The organism is Arthrobacter sp. ZGTC212 (assembly GCF_002929255.1).
Lineage (GTDB): Bacteria > Actinomycetota > Actinomycetes > Actinomycetales > Micrococcaceae > Arthrobacter_B > Arthrobacter_B sunyaminii.
In genome coordinates, this window is sequence record NZ_PJIJ01000001.1 from 140,110 (window position 1) to 155,249 (window position 15,140).

A 15,140-nucleotide genomic window follows, 5' to 3' on the forward strand; every position below is an offset into this window, starting at 1 on the left:
TCGCCGCACAGCGGCGGCTGCCGCCCCAGCCCCGCGTCACAGCCGGCGCAGGAGCGATTCCAGGACCTGGGCCACGCCGTCGTCTGCGAACGCCGGCGCCACTTTGTCGGCTGCCGCCAGAGCCTCGGCGTGGCCGGACGCCATGGCGTAGCCGCACCCGGCCCACTGCAGCATCTGCACGTCATTGGGCATGTCCCCGAAGGCCACCACATCCGCCGGCGCAATGTCACGGGATGCGGCGTAGTCGGCCAGCGTCACCGACTTGTTCAGGCCGTGCAGCGACATCTCCAGCAGCGGGACGGTGGGTGCGGAGTGCGTCGCGGACACCAGATGCGACACCGCGGGGCGGACCCGCTGCAGAAACTCATCCGGCGACGCGCCGTCCACGCGCGCCAGGAACTTCACCACCGTGTCCGCCTCGGTGAGACTAGATTCCAGCGGAGCCGGTGCTTTTGCTCCCGACAGTTCCTCGGATCCGGATTCGAGGAACCCGGGAGCCAGGTGGAAGCCGTCCACAGTTTCAGCGGCAAACCGGACCGCCGGATAGAGGTTCCGGATGATGGCGGCAGCTGAGAAGAGATCCGGCAGGGCCAAGGCCCGTGCCTTGAGCACGCGGGCCGTCCCCAGATCGTAGGTGACGGCGCCGTTGGAACAGATGACGGTGCCGGCGTGCCCCAAGGCATCCGTGAGGGGGGTCAGCCAGCGGGGCGGACGGCCCGTGACAAAAACGATCTCGACGCCGGCGTCCGCGCAGTCCCGGAACGCGCGTACGGTCCTGTCGCTGATCCTGTTGTCCGGACCCACAATGGTCCCGTCCAGGTCGCTTGCTACCAGACGCACCGCGCACCCCGTTCACTCGCTGGATTTCTGCGCAGCTGCGCAGAAATCCAGCCTATCCGGCCCGGGCGGCCGGATGCGGCCACAGGCACCCGGGTCAGTCGGCGGAAACTTCCGCCAGGCCCACCAGGCGGCCGCGGGCCAAGGTGTGACTGAACAGGTTGAATCCCAGGAAGGCCGGGGTTGCATCGGCCGGAACATCCAGGGTTTCGACGTCCACCGCGTGAACCACCACAAAATAGCGGTGCGGTCCGTGGCCGGGGGGCGGTGCCGCTCCCACAAAACCGGCAAACCCGGCGTCGTTCCGCAACTGCACGGTGCCCTGCGGCATGTTGTCCGTATTGGCGGCATCGCCGGGCAGTGATGTGGTGGACACCGGAATGTTGAAGGCCGCCCAGTGCCAGAAGCCGCTGGCGGTGGGTGCATCGGGATCGTACATCGTGACGGCGAAACTCTTGGTGCCTTCCGGAGCTCCGGACCAGGTCAGCTGCGGGGAGGCGTCCTTCCCTCCGGGGATCCCCATTTTCCCGCTGTACTGCGCGGGGGCAAACGGCTCCATATTGGCGACGTCCTCGCTGGTGACGGCAAAGGCCGGCACGGAGGGAAGCGCCTCATACGGGTCATAGCTTTGCATCGTGTTCTCCTTGGCGTGAGTCGTCAGGGGTTGGGAAGGTCTTCGCGGAACGGCGGGTTGGCGCCCGCCCGTGACACGGTGACGGCTGCGGCGCGGACGGCGAAGCCCAGCACGGTATTCAGGTCCCCGGCGCTGATGCGGGCCAGCTCGGGACGGCGGGCACCGCCGTCGAGCTCCCGGTCCATGAGCGACACCAGCAGGGCGGACATGAAGGAGTCCCCGGCACCCACGGTGTCCACTACGGTGACCGGCGGAACGGAGGCCTCGGCTTCCCCGGCGGCGGTTACGGCCCAGGCGCCCTTGGATCCGCCGGTGACGGCGACGAGCGCGGGCCCCATGGCCAGCCATCGCCGGGCGGCGTCCCGGGGGTCTTCGTCCGGATACAGCCAGGCAAGGTCCTCGTCCGAGGCCTTCACGACGTCGGCCAGGGCGACGAATCTCTCCGCCTGTTCCCGGGCGTAGGCCACATCCGTGATGATCGAGGGCCGGCAGTTGGGATCATAGGTGATGGTTGCCGAGGGGCGGGCGCGTTCCACTGCCCGCAGCACCGCGTCTGCGCCGGGCTGCAGCATGGCCGCAATGGAGCCGGTGTGCAGCATGGTGGTGCCGTCCAGCAGCCGGGGCAGCGCCTCGGCCAGGGACGGGAGCTGCCACTTGAGGTCAAACGTGTAGCGGGCCCCGCCGGCCGGATCCAGCAGAGCGGTGGCGACGCTGGTGGGCAGGTCATCCGGCGGCAAAGGAGTCAGGACGGAGTTGCCCCGGAGATGTTCTTGGATCAGCTGCCCGTAGGCATCGGTACCGTAGCGGCCGACAAACTGCACCGGCCGGCCGAGCCTGGCAACGCCCACGGCCACGTTGAGCGGACTCCCGCCGGGATGGAACCGTTTGGGAGCTGTGTCGCTGAGAACCTCGTCCACGAGGGCTTCGCCGATGACTGTAAGCACGCTTCACAACCTAACAGAGCACCCGCCAGGTTTCCTTAAGTTAGCCGCGCTTCGGACACTGCGGCCACGGCTTCGACGACGGCATCCCAGGCATCAGTGCCGGGCGTGATCAGGTCAAAATGGTCTCCCGGGACCATCCGCAGTTGGGCAGGCGAGCCGGACTGCACGGCCGCCTGCACAAATCCGGCGGACTGGCTCAGCGGCACATGCCGGTCAGCGTCGCCGTGCAGGGCAATCACGGGAACGGACAGCGGGAGCCGCTGCAGTGGATCCGAACTGCGGTAGCGGTGCGGATCTGCCTCCGGCGAGGACCCCAGGAAATTGAGCACCGCGCCGTCGCTGAGGTTCAGCTCCATCGCCTCGGCCAGGTTCAGGACCCCGGCCTGGCTGACGACGGCGGTGACGGGAACCGCGGCTCCGGTGCGGCCGGCGGCCCACACCGCCAGGTGTCCGCCGGCGGAATGTCCCAGCACAGTAACCCGTGACAGGTCCAGGCCGTAGTCCACGGCCACCGGCGCGAGCGCATCGATGCCGGCACTGATGTCCTCGAAGGTTTCGGGCCAGCCGCCGCCGTTTCCGGCCCGCCGGTACTCCAGGTTCCAGCAGGCATAACCCCGGGCGGCGAGATCCCGCGCGGCCGGCCGGCCCAGTTCAGCCGTGTACCGGGAGCGCCAGTATCCTCCGTGGATAATGACCACCACAGCGGGGGCGTTTCCGAAGGGTGCGGCGGCGCCGCCGTCGGGCAGCGAGAGTTCGGCGTACTGGTCCGGATGTTCACCGTAGGCAAGGCGCCGCGGGTCTGACGGCATCATAACCACCCCTTCATCTGGCCTAATCTGGTAGTTGAGCCTAGCGTCCGGCACGCCGGACGGCCGGCAACACAACCAAGGTGAAGGAACGGGGTTTTTTCTATGGGCGCGTGGGACAGCCTCGATGACCGGCTGCGTCCGGTGGTCCAGGCGAGCACCGATGAATACGCACGGGTCCGTCCGGCTTTGGAAAAGCTCACCCGTGAAATGGAGGAGAGCCTGCGGGCCATCTTCACGGACAGTCCCGTCCGTCCGCTGTTCGTGGCCTCACGGACCAAAACGGTGGAGTCCTTCCGGGACAAGGCTGCCCGGACCCTGCCGTCCGAGGATCCGGCCGAGCTGCCGACACTGTTGTTCCCCGATCCGCTGCGCAACCTGATCGATTTGGTGGGACTGCGGGTGATTGTCACCCTGCCGCACGAGGTCGATGAGGCCGCCAACCTGATCAAGCGCCAGCGTGCCGAGTTCGACTGCCGCGGGGACCGGGAAAAGGACATTGGATCCATCGAATCCGGCACCTACGGCTATTCCAGCCGGCACCTGGTCCTGCGGACCATCCAAAATGACACCGTCCGGGAGTTCCACAAGCTCCTGGACCCGGACCAGCGGCCCAACGGCAGCTACCAGTTTGAAGTGCAGATCCGCACCGTGCTGGCTCACGCCTGGTCCGAAATTGAGCATGACATCCGGTTCAAAGCCGGTGATCCGCGGGCCTGGAGCCCGTACTTCGACCGCCAGTTCACTGCCACGGCGGCCATGCTGGAAACCGTGGAAACCGCATTTGCCGAACTGCATGAGCGCTATGAGACAGTCACCGGTTTCTGGGACGAGGACGGACAGGGAAGCGCGCCGCTGACTCCCAACCGGATCCGCGACGTCTGGATGACGCTGCTGCCGCATGTGAACCGCAAGGCCGGCGATGACTGGGGCTGGGCCGCCGAACTGCTGGCCGCCCACGGCATGAAGACCACCATGGACCTGGCCGGACTGCTGCAGGCGGACATCATCACCAAGGTCCGCAAGGCCCTGGACCACCGGTACTCCCCCGGACCGGACCGGCTGCTCGATGACCTGCTGCTCTGGCGCTTCGGCAAGAAGCACATTGACCTGACCGCGGAGCCCGAGGACGCGGCGGTTAAGCCGCGGCGCGAGTCGCTGGGCCGACGATACCGGCAGATGCAGCTTTTCCGGGCCCGGGAAGAGAACGCCTGAGGCCGGTTCCGCGGCCGTTTTGGGATTCGGCTACCGGTTTGGGATTTTGCTGCCGGCGCGGACCGGCGGCAAAAGTCCAAACCGGCGGGGAAATCCCAAAACGGAGGGTTTCCTGATGCGGGGCCGGGGGCAGCGCTCCTTCTTGCCGCTTGCCCCTGTGCCGCCTACGGTGAGCGGATGGGATTCCAACTCAGCGGCGGGGATGCCCGGCGGATGCGGGTGCGGTCCCAGCTGCTGACCGGCTCGGACCTTTTGCCTGCCGGCGTCGTACAGCGGGCGGTCGCGCTGCAGGGCCAGGATCTGCCCGCCGTCCTGCGCGCCGTCGCTCTGCGCTCAGAGCCGGGAACCACTGTGGCCGATGTGCGGGCCGCGTTCAACGACGGCGCACTGGTCCGCAGCTGGCCAATGCGGGGCACACTGTTCGCCACGACGCCGGAGCATCTGGGCACGCTGCTGTTCTTCACCGCGGAGCGGATTCACCGGGCTACCGTGCGGCGCCGGGAGGAACTCGGGCTGGATGAGCGCACGGTTGGCCGCGCCCGGGACGTGCTGCTTGAAGCCCTCCAAATCCGTCCGCTGCGCCGGGCAGAAGTCCTGTCCCTGTGGGACGCGGCCGGCATCCCCACGGCCGGCGGCCCCGGGTATCACCTGCTGATGCATCTGGCCGTGGCCGGCCACGTGCACTGGGGACAGTTCCATCCGGACCGCCCCGAACAACTCCTCACCCTTTCCCCGGACCACTCGCCGGCGGATCCGGAGGCAGCGCTGGCCACAGTGGTCCGCGGGTTTGTCCTCGCCCGGGGACCGGTGACCGAGGCGGACCTGGCCTGGTGGGCCAAGCTTCCCCGGGCTGTCCTGCGGCGTGCAGCCGCCGCAGTGGAGGACCTCACCACAGTGGAAGTGGACGGCACGCCTGCGTGGATCATCGGGGATCCGGACCTCCCAACGGTCACGGGAGCTGTGCTGCTGCCCGGGTTTGATGAGTGGATCCTGGGCTACACGGACCGTTCCCTGACAACCAGCCCGGCAGTGTTCGAAGCGCTGGTACCGGGCCGCAACGGAATTTTCCGCCCGGCGGTGGTGGTGGATGGGGTCACCGTTGGCACCTGGCGGTTGCCTCGCTCCACGGCCAGGTCCGGGACGGAACCGGTGGTGGACCTGGTGGAGCGGATTCCGGCGGCGGCGCGGCGGGCAATTGACCAGGCGGTCGCCGCCTGGCCGCACGGTTAATCCTGCACACTGCCCGGTCGGTCAACGCCGATCGGCGCAGTTAGGCGGAGTCCCGCTGAACCAGGCTGACGGGCGGCAGTTCTTCAGCGGCCGTTTCTCCCAGCGCCATCTGTGCAAACCGCTTTCCCAACCGTGCGGCATCAAGCCGGACGGTCGTCAGCGGCGGCACGGCGAGGGACGCCAGCGGAATGTCCTCGGCACCAATGACCGCCAGGTCCCGCGGCGCCGTCCACCCGTGGACCGCTAATCCGGACAGCAGCGCAAACGCGTGATCGTCGTCGAACGCGCACACTGCGCTTACCGCCTCCGGGCCTTCGAGCCAGCGGGCTACGGCGGCAGCGGCATCGGCTGCATCCAGGTGAAGGTGCGCGACGGCGGGACGCGGCAGGCCAAGGACATCACAGGCATGCTCGATGGCGGCCAGGCGCACCTGCACGCGCCAGCCGTAGCCGGCACCCTCCGGTACGGCCACGCCGATCCGGCGGTGCCCGGCGTCGGCCAGGTACTGGACCTGCAGTGCGCCGATGCCCAGGTCCGGCCCGAGCGGATCATGCAGTGTCGAGTGCAGCGAGGCCACCCTGATCCCGGTGGCCTGCAGGGCAGCCAGCTCCGCGTCCTCCAGCGGGGTGATGAGGATCAGTGCCGCAGGAACCAGGGAATGCACCAGGGACACCGCACCTCCGCTCCGGGGCAGCCGGTGGGCCACCAGCCGCAGCCCGTGCTGCTCCAGGTACTCCGAGGCCGCGTCGATCACCATGGCCTGGGCCCGGCCCAGCGGTTCGGGCGGCAGCAGCATCAGGACCAAGGTGCTGCGGCCGCTGCGCAGCGTGCGGGCAGCGGCGGACGGGATGTACCCCAGATTCCGGGCGGCCGCCAGTACCTTGTCCCGGGTGGCGGCGGAGATGCTTTGCCCGCTGCGGCCGTTGAGCACGTAGCTGACCGTGGCCCGGGAAACGCCTGCTTCCCGGGCCACGTCAGAGGAGTTAGCCCTGCGCTCCACGAGCCGTCCTTTCCGCCGAAAATGTCTGCCTTATATCCGCCGGGTTTCTCCGGTACTCTGACATTACAGGCAACTTACACGTGTAAGCAGCACGGGATACCCCCGCGTTGACCGCCTGCAACCGCGGCCGTTACAGTCCGGCCGCCTCGGCAACGAAAGGACCGGTCCATGGCTAACTCGCCCATCACCGCCCAGAACACCGTCCAGCAGTGGCTCGACCACCCGGCAGGCGGACCCGCCATCCGCGGCATGCTCGCGCAGGCCGGCAGCGATGAGTCAACGCTGGGCCCGGCACTGACCCTGAAGCTGCAGCAGCTTGTCGACCTGAGCGGGGGCAAGTTCCCGCAGGCAGCCGTGGATGAACTCGTCAAGGCAGCCAACGGCGGCGTCATGCCCGAAACCGCCGAGACCGTCCTGCCGACCGTCGAAGGACGTTTCGAGGGCCGCACCGTCATCGTCACCGGCGCCGGTTCCGGCATTGGCCGCGCCACCGCCGGACGGATTGTCCGTGAAGGCGGCCGCGTCATCGCCGTCGACATTGCCGAGGTGAAGATCAAGGAGCTCGCCGCCGAGCTGGGCGACGCCATTGTTCCGGTTGCCGGAGACCTGACCGACCCCGCCGCCATCGACAGCATCATGGCCGCTGCCGGCACCAAGATTGACGGCCTGGCCAACGTGGCCGGCATCAATGACGATTTCTCGCCGCTGCACGAGGTCTCCGATGCCATGTGGCAGAAGATCTTCGCCGTCAACGTGGAGGGCCTGATGCGCCTGACCCGCGCCGTGCTGCCGACCATGCTCGAAGCGCACAAGGGCTCGATCGTGAACATCACCTCCGAGGCCGGCCTGCGCGGCTCGGCATCGGGTGTGGCCTACACGGCCTCCAAGCACGCGGTTGTGGGCATTACCCGCAGCACCGCGTTCATGTACGCCAAGGAAGGCATCCGCGTAAACGCAGTGGCTCCGGGCGGCGTGGCCACCGGCATCCCGATGGGCGGCAAGACCAGCGAGTACGGCGAAGCCCGCCTCGGCCCCGCCCGCATCAACATTCCGGGCCTGGCATCGGCTGAGGAGCTGGCAGCGTCCATCACGTTCCTGCTCAGCGATGACGGCGTGAATATCAACGGCGCCATCCTGCCCTCCGACGGCGGCTGGTCCGCGGTTTAACCCCAGCCGGTAATCCCGCACCTGCCGTCGAGAACGAAGGAGAAACCATGAAGTCTGTCCACGTCACCGGTCCGAACACCAACGAGTGGGTGGAGGTCGAGCGGCCCGTCACCGGTCCCCGCGATGTCCTGTTGAAGATGAAGGCCTGCGGGATCTGCGGCTCCGACGCGATGTACAGCCACGTCGGCGGCATTCCGCCCCGGCAGGGAGCCACCCCGCTGGGGCATGAGCCGGCCGCCGAAGTAGCGGAGGTCGGCGCCGACGTGACCGGGTTCGCCGTCGGCGACCACGTGGTCATCGACACCATGGCGTTTACCGACGGGCTGCTGGGCAGCGGCGGTGCGCAGGGCGGGTTGTCGGAATATGTCCTGGTGAAGGATGCCGAGCCGGGACGCCAGCTGCGGGTCATTCCCAGCGACATTCCGTGGGAAGTGGCTGCCCTGAACGAGCCGATGGCAGTGGCCTATCACGCGGTAAACCGCACCGATCCGAAGCCCGGCGACAAGGTTGTGGTATTCGGCGCCGGCCCCATCGGGCTCGGCGCCGTCCTCGGCTACCGCCGCCGGGGCGCCTCGCACATTGTGGTCGTGGACATCATTCCTTCCCGTCTGGAGAAGGCACTGGAGATCGGCGCGGACGCCGTCATCAACTCCGCCGAAGAGGACGTGGCGGCCCGCCTGGTTGAACTGCACGGTGACGGGGCCACCATGCTGGTCCGCGGCACCCGATCCGGAACCGACATCTTCCTCGACGCCGCCGGGGCACCCGTGATCCCCCAGACGGTCGGCAATGTGGCGAAGTCCGGTGCGGTCCTGGGCGTCGTGGCGGTGCACAAGAAGCCCGTGGAGCTGGATTTTGGTTCCATCCTCACCACCGAGCTCACCATCGTCTTCGCGATGGGCTACCCCACGGAGATCTTCGAGGTTACCGACGACATCATCGAGAACTGGGAGAAGTACAAGCTGATCATCAGCGACGTTCTTCCCTTCGACCGTTCCCTTGAAGCCCTGGAACTGGCGAAGACCCCGGGGGCGGCAGACAAGGTGGTGGTGAGGTTCGACTGAGTCCGGGCGCCGTCAGAAACGGTAAACGGCCAGCTCGTCCGCCGGCTCGAAGCCCTGCCGGGCATAGAAGGACTTCGACGCCGGTGACGGCGAGGTGACGATCCGCGCCGCCCCGATCCGGCGCGAATAGTCGACGGCCGCAGCCACCAGCGCCCCGCCCACCCCGGCGTTCCGGTGCGCCGGCAGCACGAAGACGTTGGCAAGGTAGACCCACCCGGACAGCGGCTTTCCCGGCTTCGGCATCCGCTCGAACACCATCAGGTTCAGCATCCCGATCAGGGAGCCGGCCGGACTTTCGGCGACGAAGAATGTTCGCGGGTTCGTGGCCAGCCAGTCCCCGAAGGCACTGGCAAAGTCCGGGTCCACGGGGACATCCAGTCCGGCTTCGGCGGTCCACACCGTCCGCAGCCGCGCCAGTTCGGGGATGTCCTGCGGTGTTCCTTCGCGGATCATGCGCCCCACCCTACAACGACGGCGGCCGCACCTTCACGGGGAAGGTGCGGCCGCCGTCGTCATGCGGTGTTGTACCTTAGGCTCCGGAAACTCCGGCGGCCAGCATGTTCAGGGAGTCTTCAAGCTCGTCCTTGGACACCATCGGGAAGGACACCTTCTTCAGCGTCTCCTTGTCGGTGACGTGGGACCAGTCATAGGTCAGCGTGACCTCGGTGGAGTCCGAACCGTGCGGCTCGAGTTCCCAGACCCACTGCCAGCCCATGGGCTCGGTGCCGGCCACAGCCGTCTGCCAGGCCAGGAGCTTGTTGTGGTCATAACCGGTGACGTGGTTGTCCGTCTGGTAATCACCCATTTTGGAGTTGTTCATGTTCATGGTGAAAACCTGCCCGGACTTGGTGATGCGGTCGGTTTTCTCGTCCGAAACCACCATGCCGGAACCGTCCAGCTCGTGGTGGCGCGCCGGGTTGGACAGGAGGTTGAAGATGTCGTTGGCTGGGGCATCAATAACTCGCGAAACGGTGATGCTCTTGTGATCAGTGGTCAATGAACTCTCCTTCAATAGATGGATCGTACGTACCCGCAGGCTCAGTCCGCGGTTTGTTCCGAGGCTTCCTGCAGTTCCCAGCCCGTAATGTACGGCGGATCCTGCCCCTCGTCCCGGGTATATTGCCGGCAGCGGATCCGTTCGTCCTGGAGCCACTGCCGGAAACCGGCCTGCGTTGATCCCAGCGACGCTACCCGGTCCAGCACGTCGATGGCTAACTGGAACCGGTCAATCTGGTTGAGCATGGCCATGTCGAAGGGCGTGGTGGTGGTGCCCTCCTCCTTGTAGCCGCGTACATGCAGATTGCCGTGATTGGTGCGCCGGTACGTGAGCCGGTGGATCAGCCACGGATAGCCGTGGTAGGCGAAAATGATGGGCCGGTCCTTGGTGAACAGGGTGTCAAAATCCCTGTCAGAGAGCCCGTGCGGGTGCTCTCCGGGGTCCTGCAGCCGCATCAGGTCCACCACGTTTACCACCCTGATTTTCAGGTCCGGCAGCTGCTTCTTCAGCAGGCCGGCCGCGGCCACGGTTTCCAGGGTGGGTACGTCGCCGGCGCAGGCCAGCACGACGTCGGGATCGGTTTTGGTGCCGGGTCCTGCGGTTTCGCTGCCGGCGAAGTCCCAGATGCCCACACCGCGCTCCACGTGCAGCTGGGCGTCCACCGGATTCAGCCAGGCGGGCGTGGGCTGCTTGCCGGACACCACCACATTCACCCGGTCCCGGGTGCCAAGGATGTGCTCGGTCACGGCGAGCATGGTGTTCACGTCCGGCGGCAGGTACACCCGGATGACTTCGGCCTTCTTGTTCACCACATGGTCGATGAAGCCGGGATCCTGATGCGAGAAGCCGTTGTGGTCCTGCTGCCAGACGTGGCTGGAGAGCAGGTAGTTCAACGAGGCAATGGGCTGGCGCCAGGACAGGTTGCGGCTGACTTTCAACCATTTGGCGTGCTGGTTGAACATGGAATCGACAATGTGGACAAAGGCTTCGTAGCAGTTGAACACCCCGTGCCGGCCGGTGAGCAGGTATCCCTCCAGCCAGCCTTCGCACAGGTGTTCGGAGAGAACTTCGGCCACCCGGCCGCTGCGTGCCAGGTGCTCGTCAATCTCGTCGATGCGCTGCTGCCACGCCTTGTCCGTGACCTCATAGACGGCCTGCAGCCGGTTGGACGCGGTCTCATCCGGGCCGAAAATCCGGAAGTTGGACGGGTTCAGCGAGATCACGTCGCGCAGGTATTCGCCGGCGGTAATCATCGGCGAGATCCGCTTGGTTCCGGGGTTTTCCACGTCCACGGCATGGTCCGCGTACGCCGGCAGCTTGAGGTCCTGCAGCAGTCTCCCGCCGTTGGCGTACGGGGTGGCACTCATCCGCGCGTTGCCTTCCGGGGCCAGGGCGGCGATTTCGGGCCGCAGCCGGCCGGCGTCGTCGAACAGTTCTTCCGGCTGGTAGGAACGCATCCATTCCTCAAGCTGCGCGAGGTGCTCCGGGTTGTCGTGGATGCCGGACAGCGGCACCTGGTGCGCCCGCCAGGTGCCCTCCACCTGCAGACCGTCCACCACGGCGGGTCCCGTCCAGCCCTTGGGCGAGCGGAAGATGATCATGGGCCAGCGCGGGGCGTGTTCGTTCCGCACATCTCGGGAGTCATCGGCATCCGGGGCGTCGGCAGGCACTGCCACCCGCTCGCCGCTGCGGTAGGGTGCCTGGATTTCGTCGATTTCGGCCAGGCAGGCTTCCAGTGCTGCGGCAAAATCGACGTGCGCCTGCGCCGTGGCCGAGGGATCCTCCACGGTGACCAGGTAGGGGTGGTAGCCGTAGCCTTCCATCAGCTTCACCAGCTGCTCCTCGGGCATGCGCGAGAGGATGGTGGGGTTCGCAATTTTGTAGCCGTTCAGGTGCAGGATCGGCAACACCGCACCGTCCACGGCCGGATCCAGGAAGCTGTTGGAATGCCAGCTGGCGGCCAGCGGCCCGGTTTCGGCCTCGCCGTCGCCGATCACCGTGGCGGCGATCAGGTTCGGGTTGTCGAACACCGCGCCGTAGGCGTGTGCCAGCGAATAGCCCAGCTCGCCTCCCTCGTGGATGGACCCGGGGGTTTCAGGAGCCGCATGGCTGGGAACACCGCCGGGGTAGGAGAACTGTCGAAAGAGCGTCTGCAGCCCGGCCTCGTCCTGGCCCACGTGGCTGTAGATCTCCGAGTAGGTGCCCTCGAGCCAGGCGTTGGCGACGTTGGCAGGCCCGCCGTGCCCGGGTCCGGTGATGAAGAGGACCTCACGGTGCTGGTCGCGGATCACCCGGTTAAGGTGCGCGTAAAAGAAGTTCAGCCCGGGAGTGGTGCCCCAGTGTCCCAGCAGCCGGGCCTTGACGTCCTCCTTTTCCAGCGGGCGGCGCAGCAGCGGATTGTTCCGCAGATAGATCTGCCCGGCGGAGAGGTAGTTAGCGGCGCGCCACCAGGTGTCCACATCCTTAAGGGTGTCGCTGAGCGGCTGGTCCGGTGCAACGGGTGCGGCAGTCATGCAGGCCTCCTGGGGTTGGGAACGGCTGAATGTCGGGGCAGACTCATCAGGGGATTTCGACGACGACGTCGGAGGGTTTCTTGTCCGGGCGCAGTCCGCGCCAGGCGGGGTGGCGGAGCTTGCCGGTGGCGGTGCGTTCGGAATAGGTCACTTCACCCACCAGGACGGGACGGACCCATTGGGCGTCGGAGGCGTCCGCGTGGGGAACTCCCTCCAAGGGGGGTGTCTTGCGGGCCAGTTTTTTCAGTTTCCCGCCCACCAGGGCCAGATCTTTCTCGCTCAGGCCCGATCCAACCCGGCCAATGTAGGTCAGCTCATGACCGTCCGGAACGGCCACCAGCAGCGAACCGATCTTGGATGCCCGGTTGCCCTTGCCCGGGCGCCAGCCCACAATCACCACTTCCTGGGTGAAGGAATTCTTGAGTTTGATCCAGCTTTTGGACCGCCGGCCGGGGGAATAGGTACTGGTTCGCCGCTTGGCCATGACTCCTTCAAGGCCGAGCTCCCTGCTCGCCTCCACGGCCTCATCCATGGACATCTCCAGCGCCGGCGGCACCTGAACGTGGCCGTCCTCCCCCGCCGGTTCCACTGCGGATTCCAGGATCTCCCGCCGCTGCGAGTACGGCAGCTCCATCAGCGAGTTTCCGTCCAGCCACAACAGGTCAAAGATCATCAGGTGAACCGGGGTGCGGGCGGCGGCGGCCTCTATGTCGCGGCGCTTGGTCAGGTGCATGCGCGGCTGGAGCAGCCCGAAGTCCGGCCGGCCCGCCTTGTTGATGGCCACGATTTCCCCGTCCAGGACCGCGCGTTCCCCGTTCAGATGCCGGCCCAGTTCCTGCAGTTCGGGATAGGCGGCGGTCATGTCATTGCCGTTGCGGCTGATCAGCCGGGTTCCCTCCGGCGTCACATCCACCACCGCTCGGACGCCGTCCCACTTCATTTCAAAGGCCCATTCGTCGTCTTCATTGACGTCCGCCCGGGTGCCGAGCGTAGCCAGCATGGGTTCCACGGCGGGCATGCCGTGTTCCCCGGCGTCCGCCGCAACGGCCTTGGCTGTCCCGGCGGTGTCCGGAAGGGTTTTGGCCCCGGGAGGCGGCGCTGCGGCGGCGGCTGCCACGGTTTCGACGGGCGAATCTTCCGCCTCGTCGGCATCCCTGGCCTTCAGCTCACCCTTGTCCGATTTGTTGGCTTTGTCCGCCTTATCGGAAGTATCGGGAATGTCGGGAGTGTCCGGAGTGTCCGCCGGATCCCGCGGCTCAGGCTGGTGCTTCATGAGGTGGATCAGCCAGTCGTTGGCCCCGCCCTTGCCTCCGGTGTGGATCAGGGCGAAGCGGCGGTCCGCGCTGCCTTCGGAGGCAAGGCCGCCGTCGGGCTGGCCGTGCAGCACGGCAATGACCTCCTTGCCGTCACGCCATTTTTCCGGTTCATAGGTTCCGTGGTCCCAGATCCGCACCTCGCCGGCGCCGTACTCGCCCTTGGGGATGGTCCCCGCGAAGCTGCCGTAGTCCAGCGGATGATCCTCCGTCTGGACTGCCAGATGGTTCTGGTCCGGGGAATCCGGCGGACCCTTGGGCAGCGCCCAGGAGACCAGGACGCCGTCATGTTCCAGCCGGAAGTCCCAGTGCAGCCGCCGGGCGTGGTGCTCCTGGATGACAAAGCTGTTGCCTTCGGAGGGCTCCGCGGGTTCGGCCGGAACGGGTTCCGGGGTTTTGGCGGCGTCGCGCATGCTGCGGTACTTACTGAGCCGGTCCGCAGGTCCCGCGCCGGTTCCTTCCGAGACGGCGTCCTCCAGTGCCTCGGCGTCCAGTTCCCCGGAGCCGGAGTCCATGCCGGTTAGCGGATCCCCGTCCTCGGCCAGCCGCTGCATCACCTGTTCGTAGTCCAGCTGGGCGAGGTCCGGATCCTCGAGCTCTTCCCAGGTGCGCGGCGCCGCCACCGTGGGCGTGAACCGGCCGCGCAGCGAATAGGGGCAGATGGTGGTTTTGTTGCCGTTGTTCTGGCTCCAGTCCAGCAGAACCTTGCCGGTCCGCAGGGACTTTTTCATGTCGGACACGATCAGGTCCGGATGGTCCGCTTCCAATGCCCGCGCGAGTTCGTGTGCGACGGCGCTCACCTCGTCCGAGGTCTGCTTCCCGTCCAGTGCGGCATACAGATGGATGCCCTTGGAACCACTGGTGACCGGGCGGGCGTCCAGTCCCATGTCGGAGAGGATGTCCCGGGCCAGGCGGGCCACCTCGGCACACTGCGCCAGGTCCACGCCCTCCCCCGGATCCAGATCCAGCACCAGGCGGTCCGGATTATTGATCTTGCCGCGCGGGCCAAACCGCCACTGCGGCACATGGATTTCCAGGGCCGCGCTTTGGGCCAGCCAGGTCAATGTCGCCAGGTCGTTGACCAGCGGATAAATGTTGGTGCCGCTTTTGTGTTCAATCGGAAACCTCTTCACCCACGTGGGAGCTGAGGTCTCAATGTTTTTCTGAAAGAAGACCTGCCCCGGATCTCCGGGCACTCCCACTCCGTGGACCCAGCGCTTGCGGGTGGCCGGACGGTCCCGGGAATGCGGCAGCAGCGCCTCGGCGACGGCGGCGTAATAGGACAGCACGTCGGCCTTGGTGGTTCCGGTTTCCGGATACAACACCTTGTCCAAATTGGTCAGCCGGAGGCGGTGGCCGTCCACGTTCACAGTTTCCTGCTGCTTCAGACCCGCTCCGCTGCTCGCCATGGTCCCTAGTC

General features: G+C 66.8%; 13 protein-coding genes. 4 read left to right on the forward strand and 9 right to left on the reverse strand.

What is annotated here, in order from left to right; genetic code table 11:
- Positions 1-36 precede the first annotated feature (36 nt).
- From CXQ89_RS00740 to CXQ89_RS00755, 4 genes are all read right to left on the reverse strand, one after another.
- Entirely contained in the window at positions 37-840 is an 804-nt protein-coding gene (locus tag CXQ89_RS00740) for an HAD family hydrolase (RefSeq protein WP_104159976.1), read from the reverse strand.
- 94 nt (positions 841-934) lie between these two features.
- Positions 935-1,471, reverse strand: a complete 537-nt coding sequence (locus tag CXQ89_RS00745) for a YbhB/YbcL family Raf kinase inhibitor-like protein (RefSeq protein ID WP_104159977.1) — start codon at positions 1,469-1,471, stop codon at positions 935-937.
- A gap of 23 nt (positions 1,472-1,494) precedes the next feature.
- A complete protein-coding gene (locus tag CXQ89_RS00750) occupies positions 1,495-2,415 on the reverse strand; it encodes a carbohydrate kinase (protein WP_104053525.1) in 921 nt (306 codons plus the stop codon).
- A gap of 35 nt (positions 2,416-2,450) precedes the next feature.
- A complete protein-coding gene (locus CXQ89_RS00755; RefSeq protein WP_258059761.1) occupies positions 2,451-3,227 on the reverse strand; it encodes a S9 family peptidase in 777 nt (258 codons plus the stop codon).
- A gap of 99 nt (positions 3,228-3,326) precedes the next feature.
- Here CXQ89_RS00755 and CXQ89_RS00760 point away from each other — a divergent pair, with 99 nt between their 5' ends.
- Positions 3,327-4,436: a GTP pyrophosphokinase family protein gene (locus CXQ89_RS00760; RefSeq protein ID WP_104159978.1), complete on the forward strand. Its 1,110-nt coding sequence runs from the start codon at positions 3,327-3,329 to the stop codon at positions 4,434-4,436.
- 177 nt (positions 4,437-4,613) lie between these two features.
- The gene (locus tag CXQ89_RS00765) at positions 4,614-5,666 is read left to right on the forward strand and encodes a DNA glycosylase AlkZ-like family protein (protein ID WP_104159979.1); all 1,053 of its coding nucleotides are present in this window, start codon (positions 4,614-4,616) and stop codon (positions 5,664-5,666) included.
- A gap of 40 nt (positions 5,667-5,706) precedes the next feature.
- Here CXQ89_RS00765 and CXQ89_RS00770 read toward each other — a convergent pair whose 3' ends face one another.
- Positions 5,707-6,666, reverse strand: coding sequence for a LacI family DNA-binding transcriptional regulator (locus tag CXQ89_RS00770; RefSeq protein WP_104053522.1), 960 nt, complete (start codon positions 6,664-6,666; stop codon positions 5,707-5,709).
- Positions 6,667-6,834: 168 nt separating this feature from the next.
- Between CXQ89_RS00770 and CXQ89_RS00775 the strand changes: the two genes are divergently transcribed.
- Complete coding sequence (locus CXQ89_RS00775; protein ID WP_104053521.1) at positions 6,835-7,833, forward strand: SDR family NAD(P)-dependent oxidoreductase; 999 nt, start codon at positions 6,835-6,837, stop codon at positions 7,831-7,833.
- 47 nt (positions 7,834-7,880) lie between these two features.
- Positions 7,881-8,897 carry a zinc-binding dehydrogenase gene (locus tag CXQ89_RS00780; protein ID WP_104159980.1) on the forward strand — a complete coding sequence of 339 codons (1,017 nt, stop codon included), beginning with the start codon at positions 7,881-7,883 and terminating at the stop codon, positions 8,895-8,897.
- Positions 8,898-8,909: 12 nt separating this feature from the next.
- Here the strand turns inward: CXQ89_RS00780 and CXQ89_RS00785 are convergent, their stop codons facing one another.
- The 4 genes from CXQ89_RS00785 to CXQ89_RS00800 form a co-directional block, all read right to left on the reverse strand.
- On the reverse strand, positions 8,910-9,350 hold the full coding sequence (locus CXQ89_RS00785; RefSeq protein ID WP_104159981.1) for a GNAT family N-acetyltransferase: 441 nt from the start codon (positions 9,348-9,350) through the stop codon (positions 8,910-8,912).
- Between the two features lie 76 nt (positions 9,351-9,426).
- The gene (locus CXQ89_RS00790) at positions 9,427-9,894 is read right to left on the reverse strand and encodes an SRPBCC family protein (protein ID WP_104053518.1); all 468 of its coding nucleotides are present in this window, start codon (positions 9,892-9,894) and stop codon (positions 9,427-9,429) included.
- A gap of 41 nt (positions 9,895-9,935) precedes the next feature.
- Positions 9,936-12,407 carry a phosphoketolase gene (locus CXQ89_RS00795; protein WP_104159982.1) on the reverse strand — a complete coding sequence of 824 codons (2,472 nt, stop codon included), beginning with the start codon at positions 12,405-12,407 and terminating at the stop codon, positions 9,936-9,938.
- A 46-nt stretch (positions 12,408-12,453) separates the two neighbouring features.
- On the reverse strand, positions 12,454-15,129 hold the full coding sequence (locus CXQ89_RS00800; protein ID WP_104159983.1) for an ATP-dependent DNA ligase: 2,676 nt from the start codon (positions 15,127-15,129) through the stop codon (positions 12,454-12,456).
- Positions 15,130-15,140: the final 11 nt, after the last annotated feature.

Bases quoted from the DNA above. Each gene is read 5' to 3' on its own strand.
- CXQ89_RS00775 (WP_104053521.1), top strand. From the start codon at position 6,835: ATGGCTAACTCGCCCATCACCGCCCAGAACACCGTCCAGCAGTGGCTC.
- CXQ89_RS00800 (WP_104159983.1), bottom strand. From the start codon at position 15,129: ATGGCGAGCAGCGGAGCGGGTCTGAAGCAGCAGGAAACTGTGAACGTG.
- CXQ89_RS00760 (WP_104159978.1), top strand. From the start codon at position 3,327: ATGGGCGCGTGGGACAGCCTCGATGACCGGCTGCGTCCGGTGGTCCAG.
- CXQ89_RS00795 (WP_104159982.1), bottom strand. From the start codon at position 12,407: ATGACTGCCGCACCCGTTGCACCGGACCAGCCGCTCAGCGACACCCTT.
- CXQ89_RS00765 (WP_104159979.1), top strand. From the start codon at position 4,614: ATGGGATTCCAACTCAGCGGCGGGGATGCCCGGCGGATGCGGGTGCGG.
- CXQ89_RS00745 (WP_104159977.1), bottom strand. From the start codon at position 1,471: ATGCAAAGCTATGACCCGTATGAGGCGCTTCCCTCCGTGCCGGCCTTT.
- CXQ89_RS00785 (WP_104159981.1), bottom strand. From the start codon at position 9,350: ATGATCCGCGAAGGAACACCGCAGGACATCCCCGAACTGGCGCGGCTG.
- CXQ89_RS00755 (WP_258059761.1), bottom strand. From the start codon at position 3,227: ATGATGCCGTCAGACCCGCGGCGCCTTGCCTACGGTGAACATCCGGAC.
- CXQ89_RS00780 (WP_104159980.1), top strand. From the start codon at position 7,881: ATGAAGTCTGTCCACGTCACCGGTCCGAACACCAACGAGTGGGTGGAG.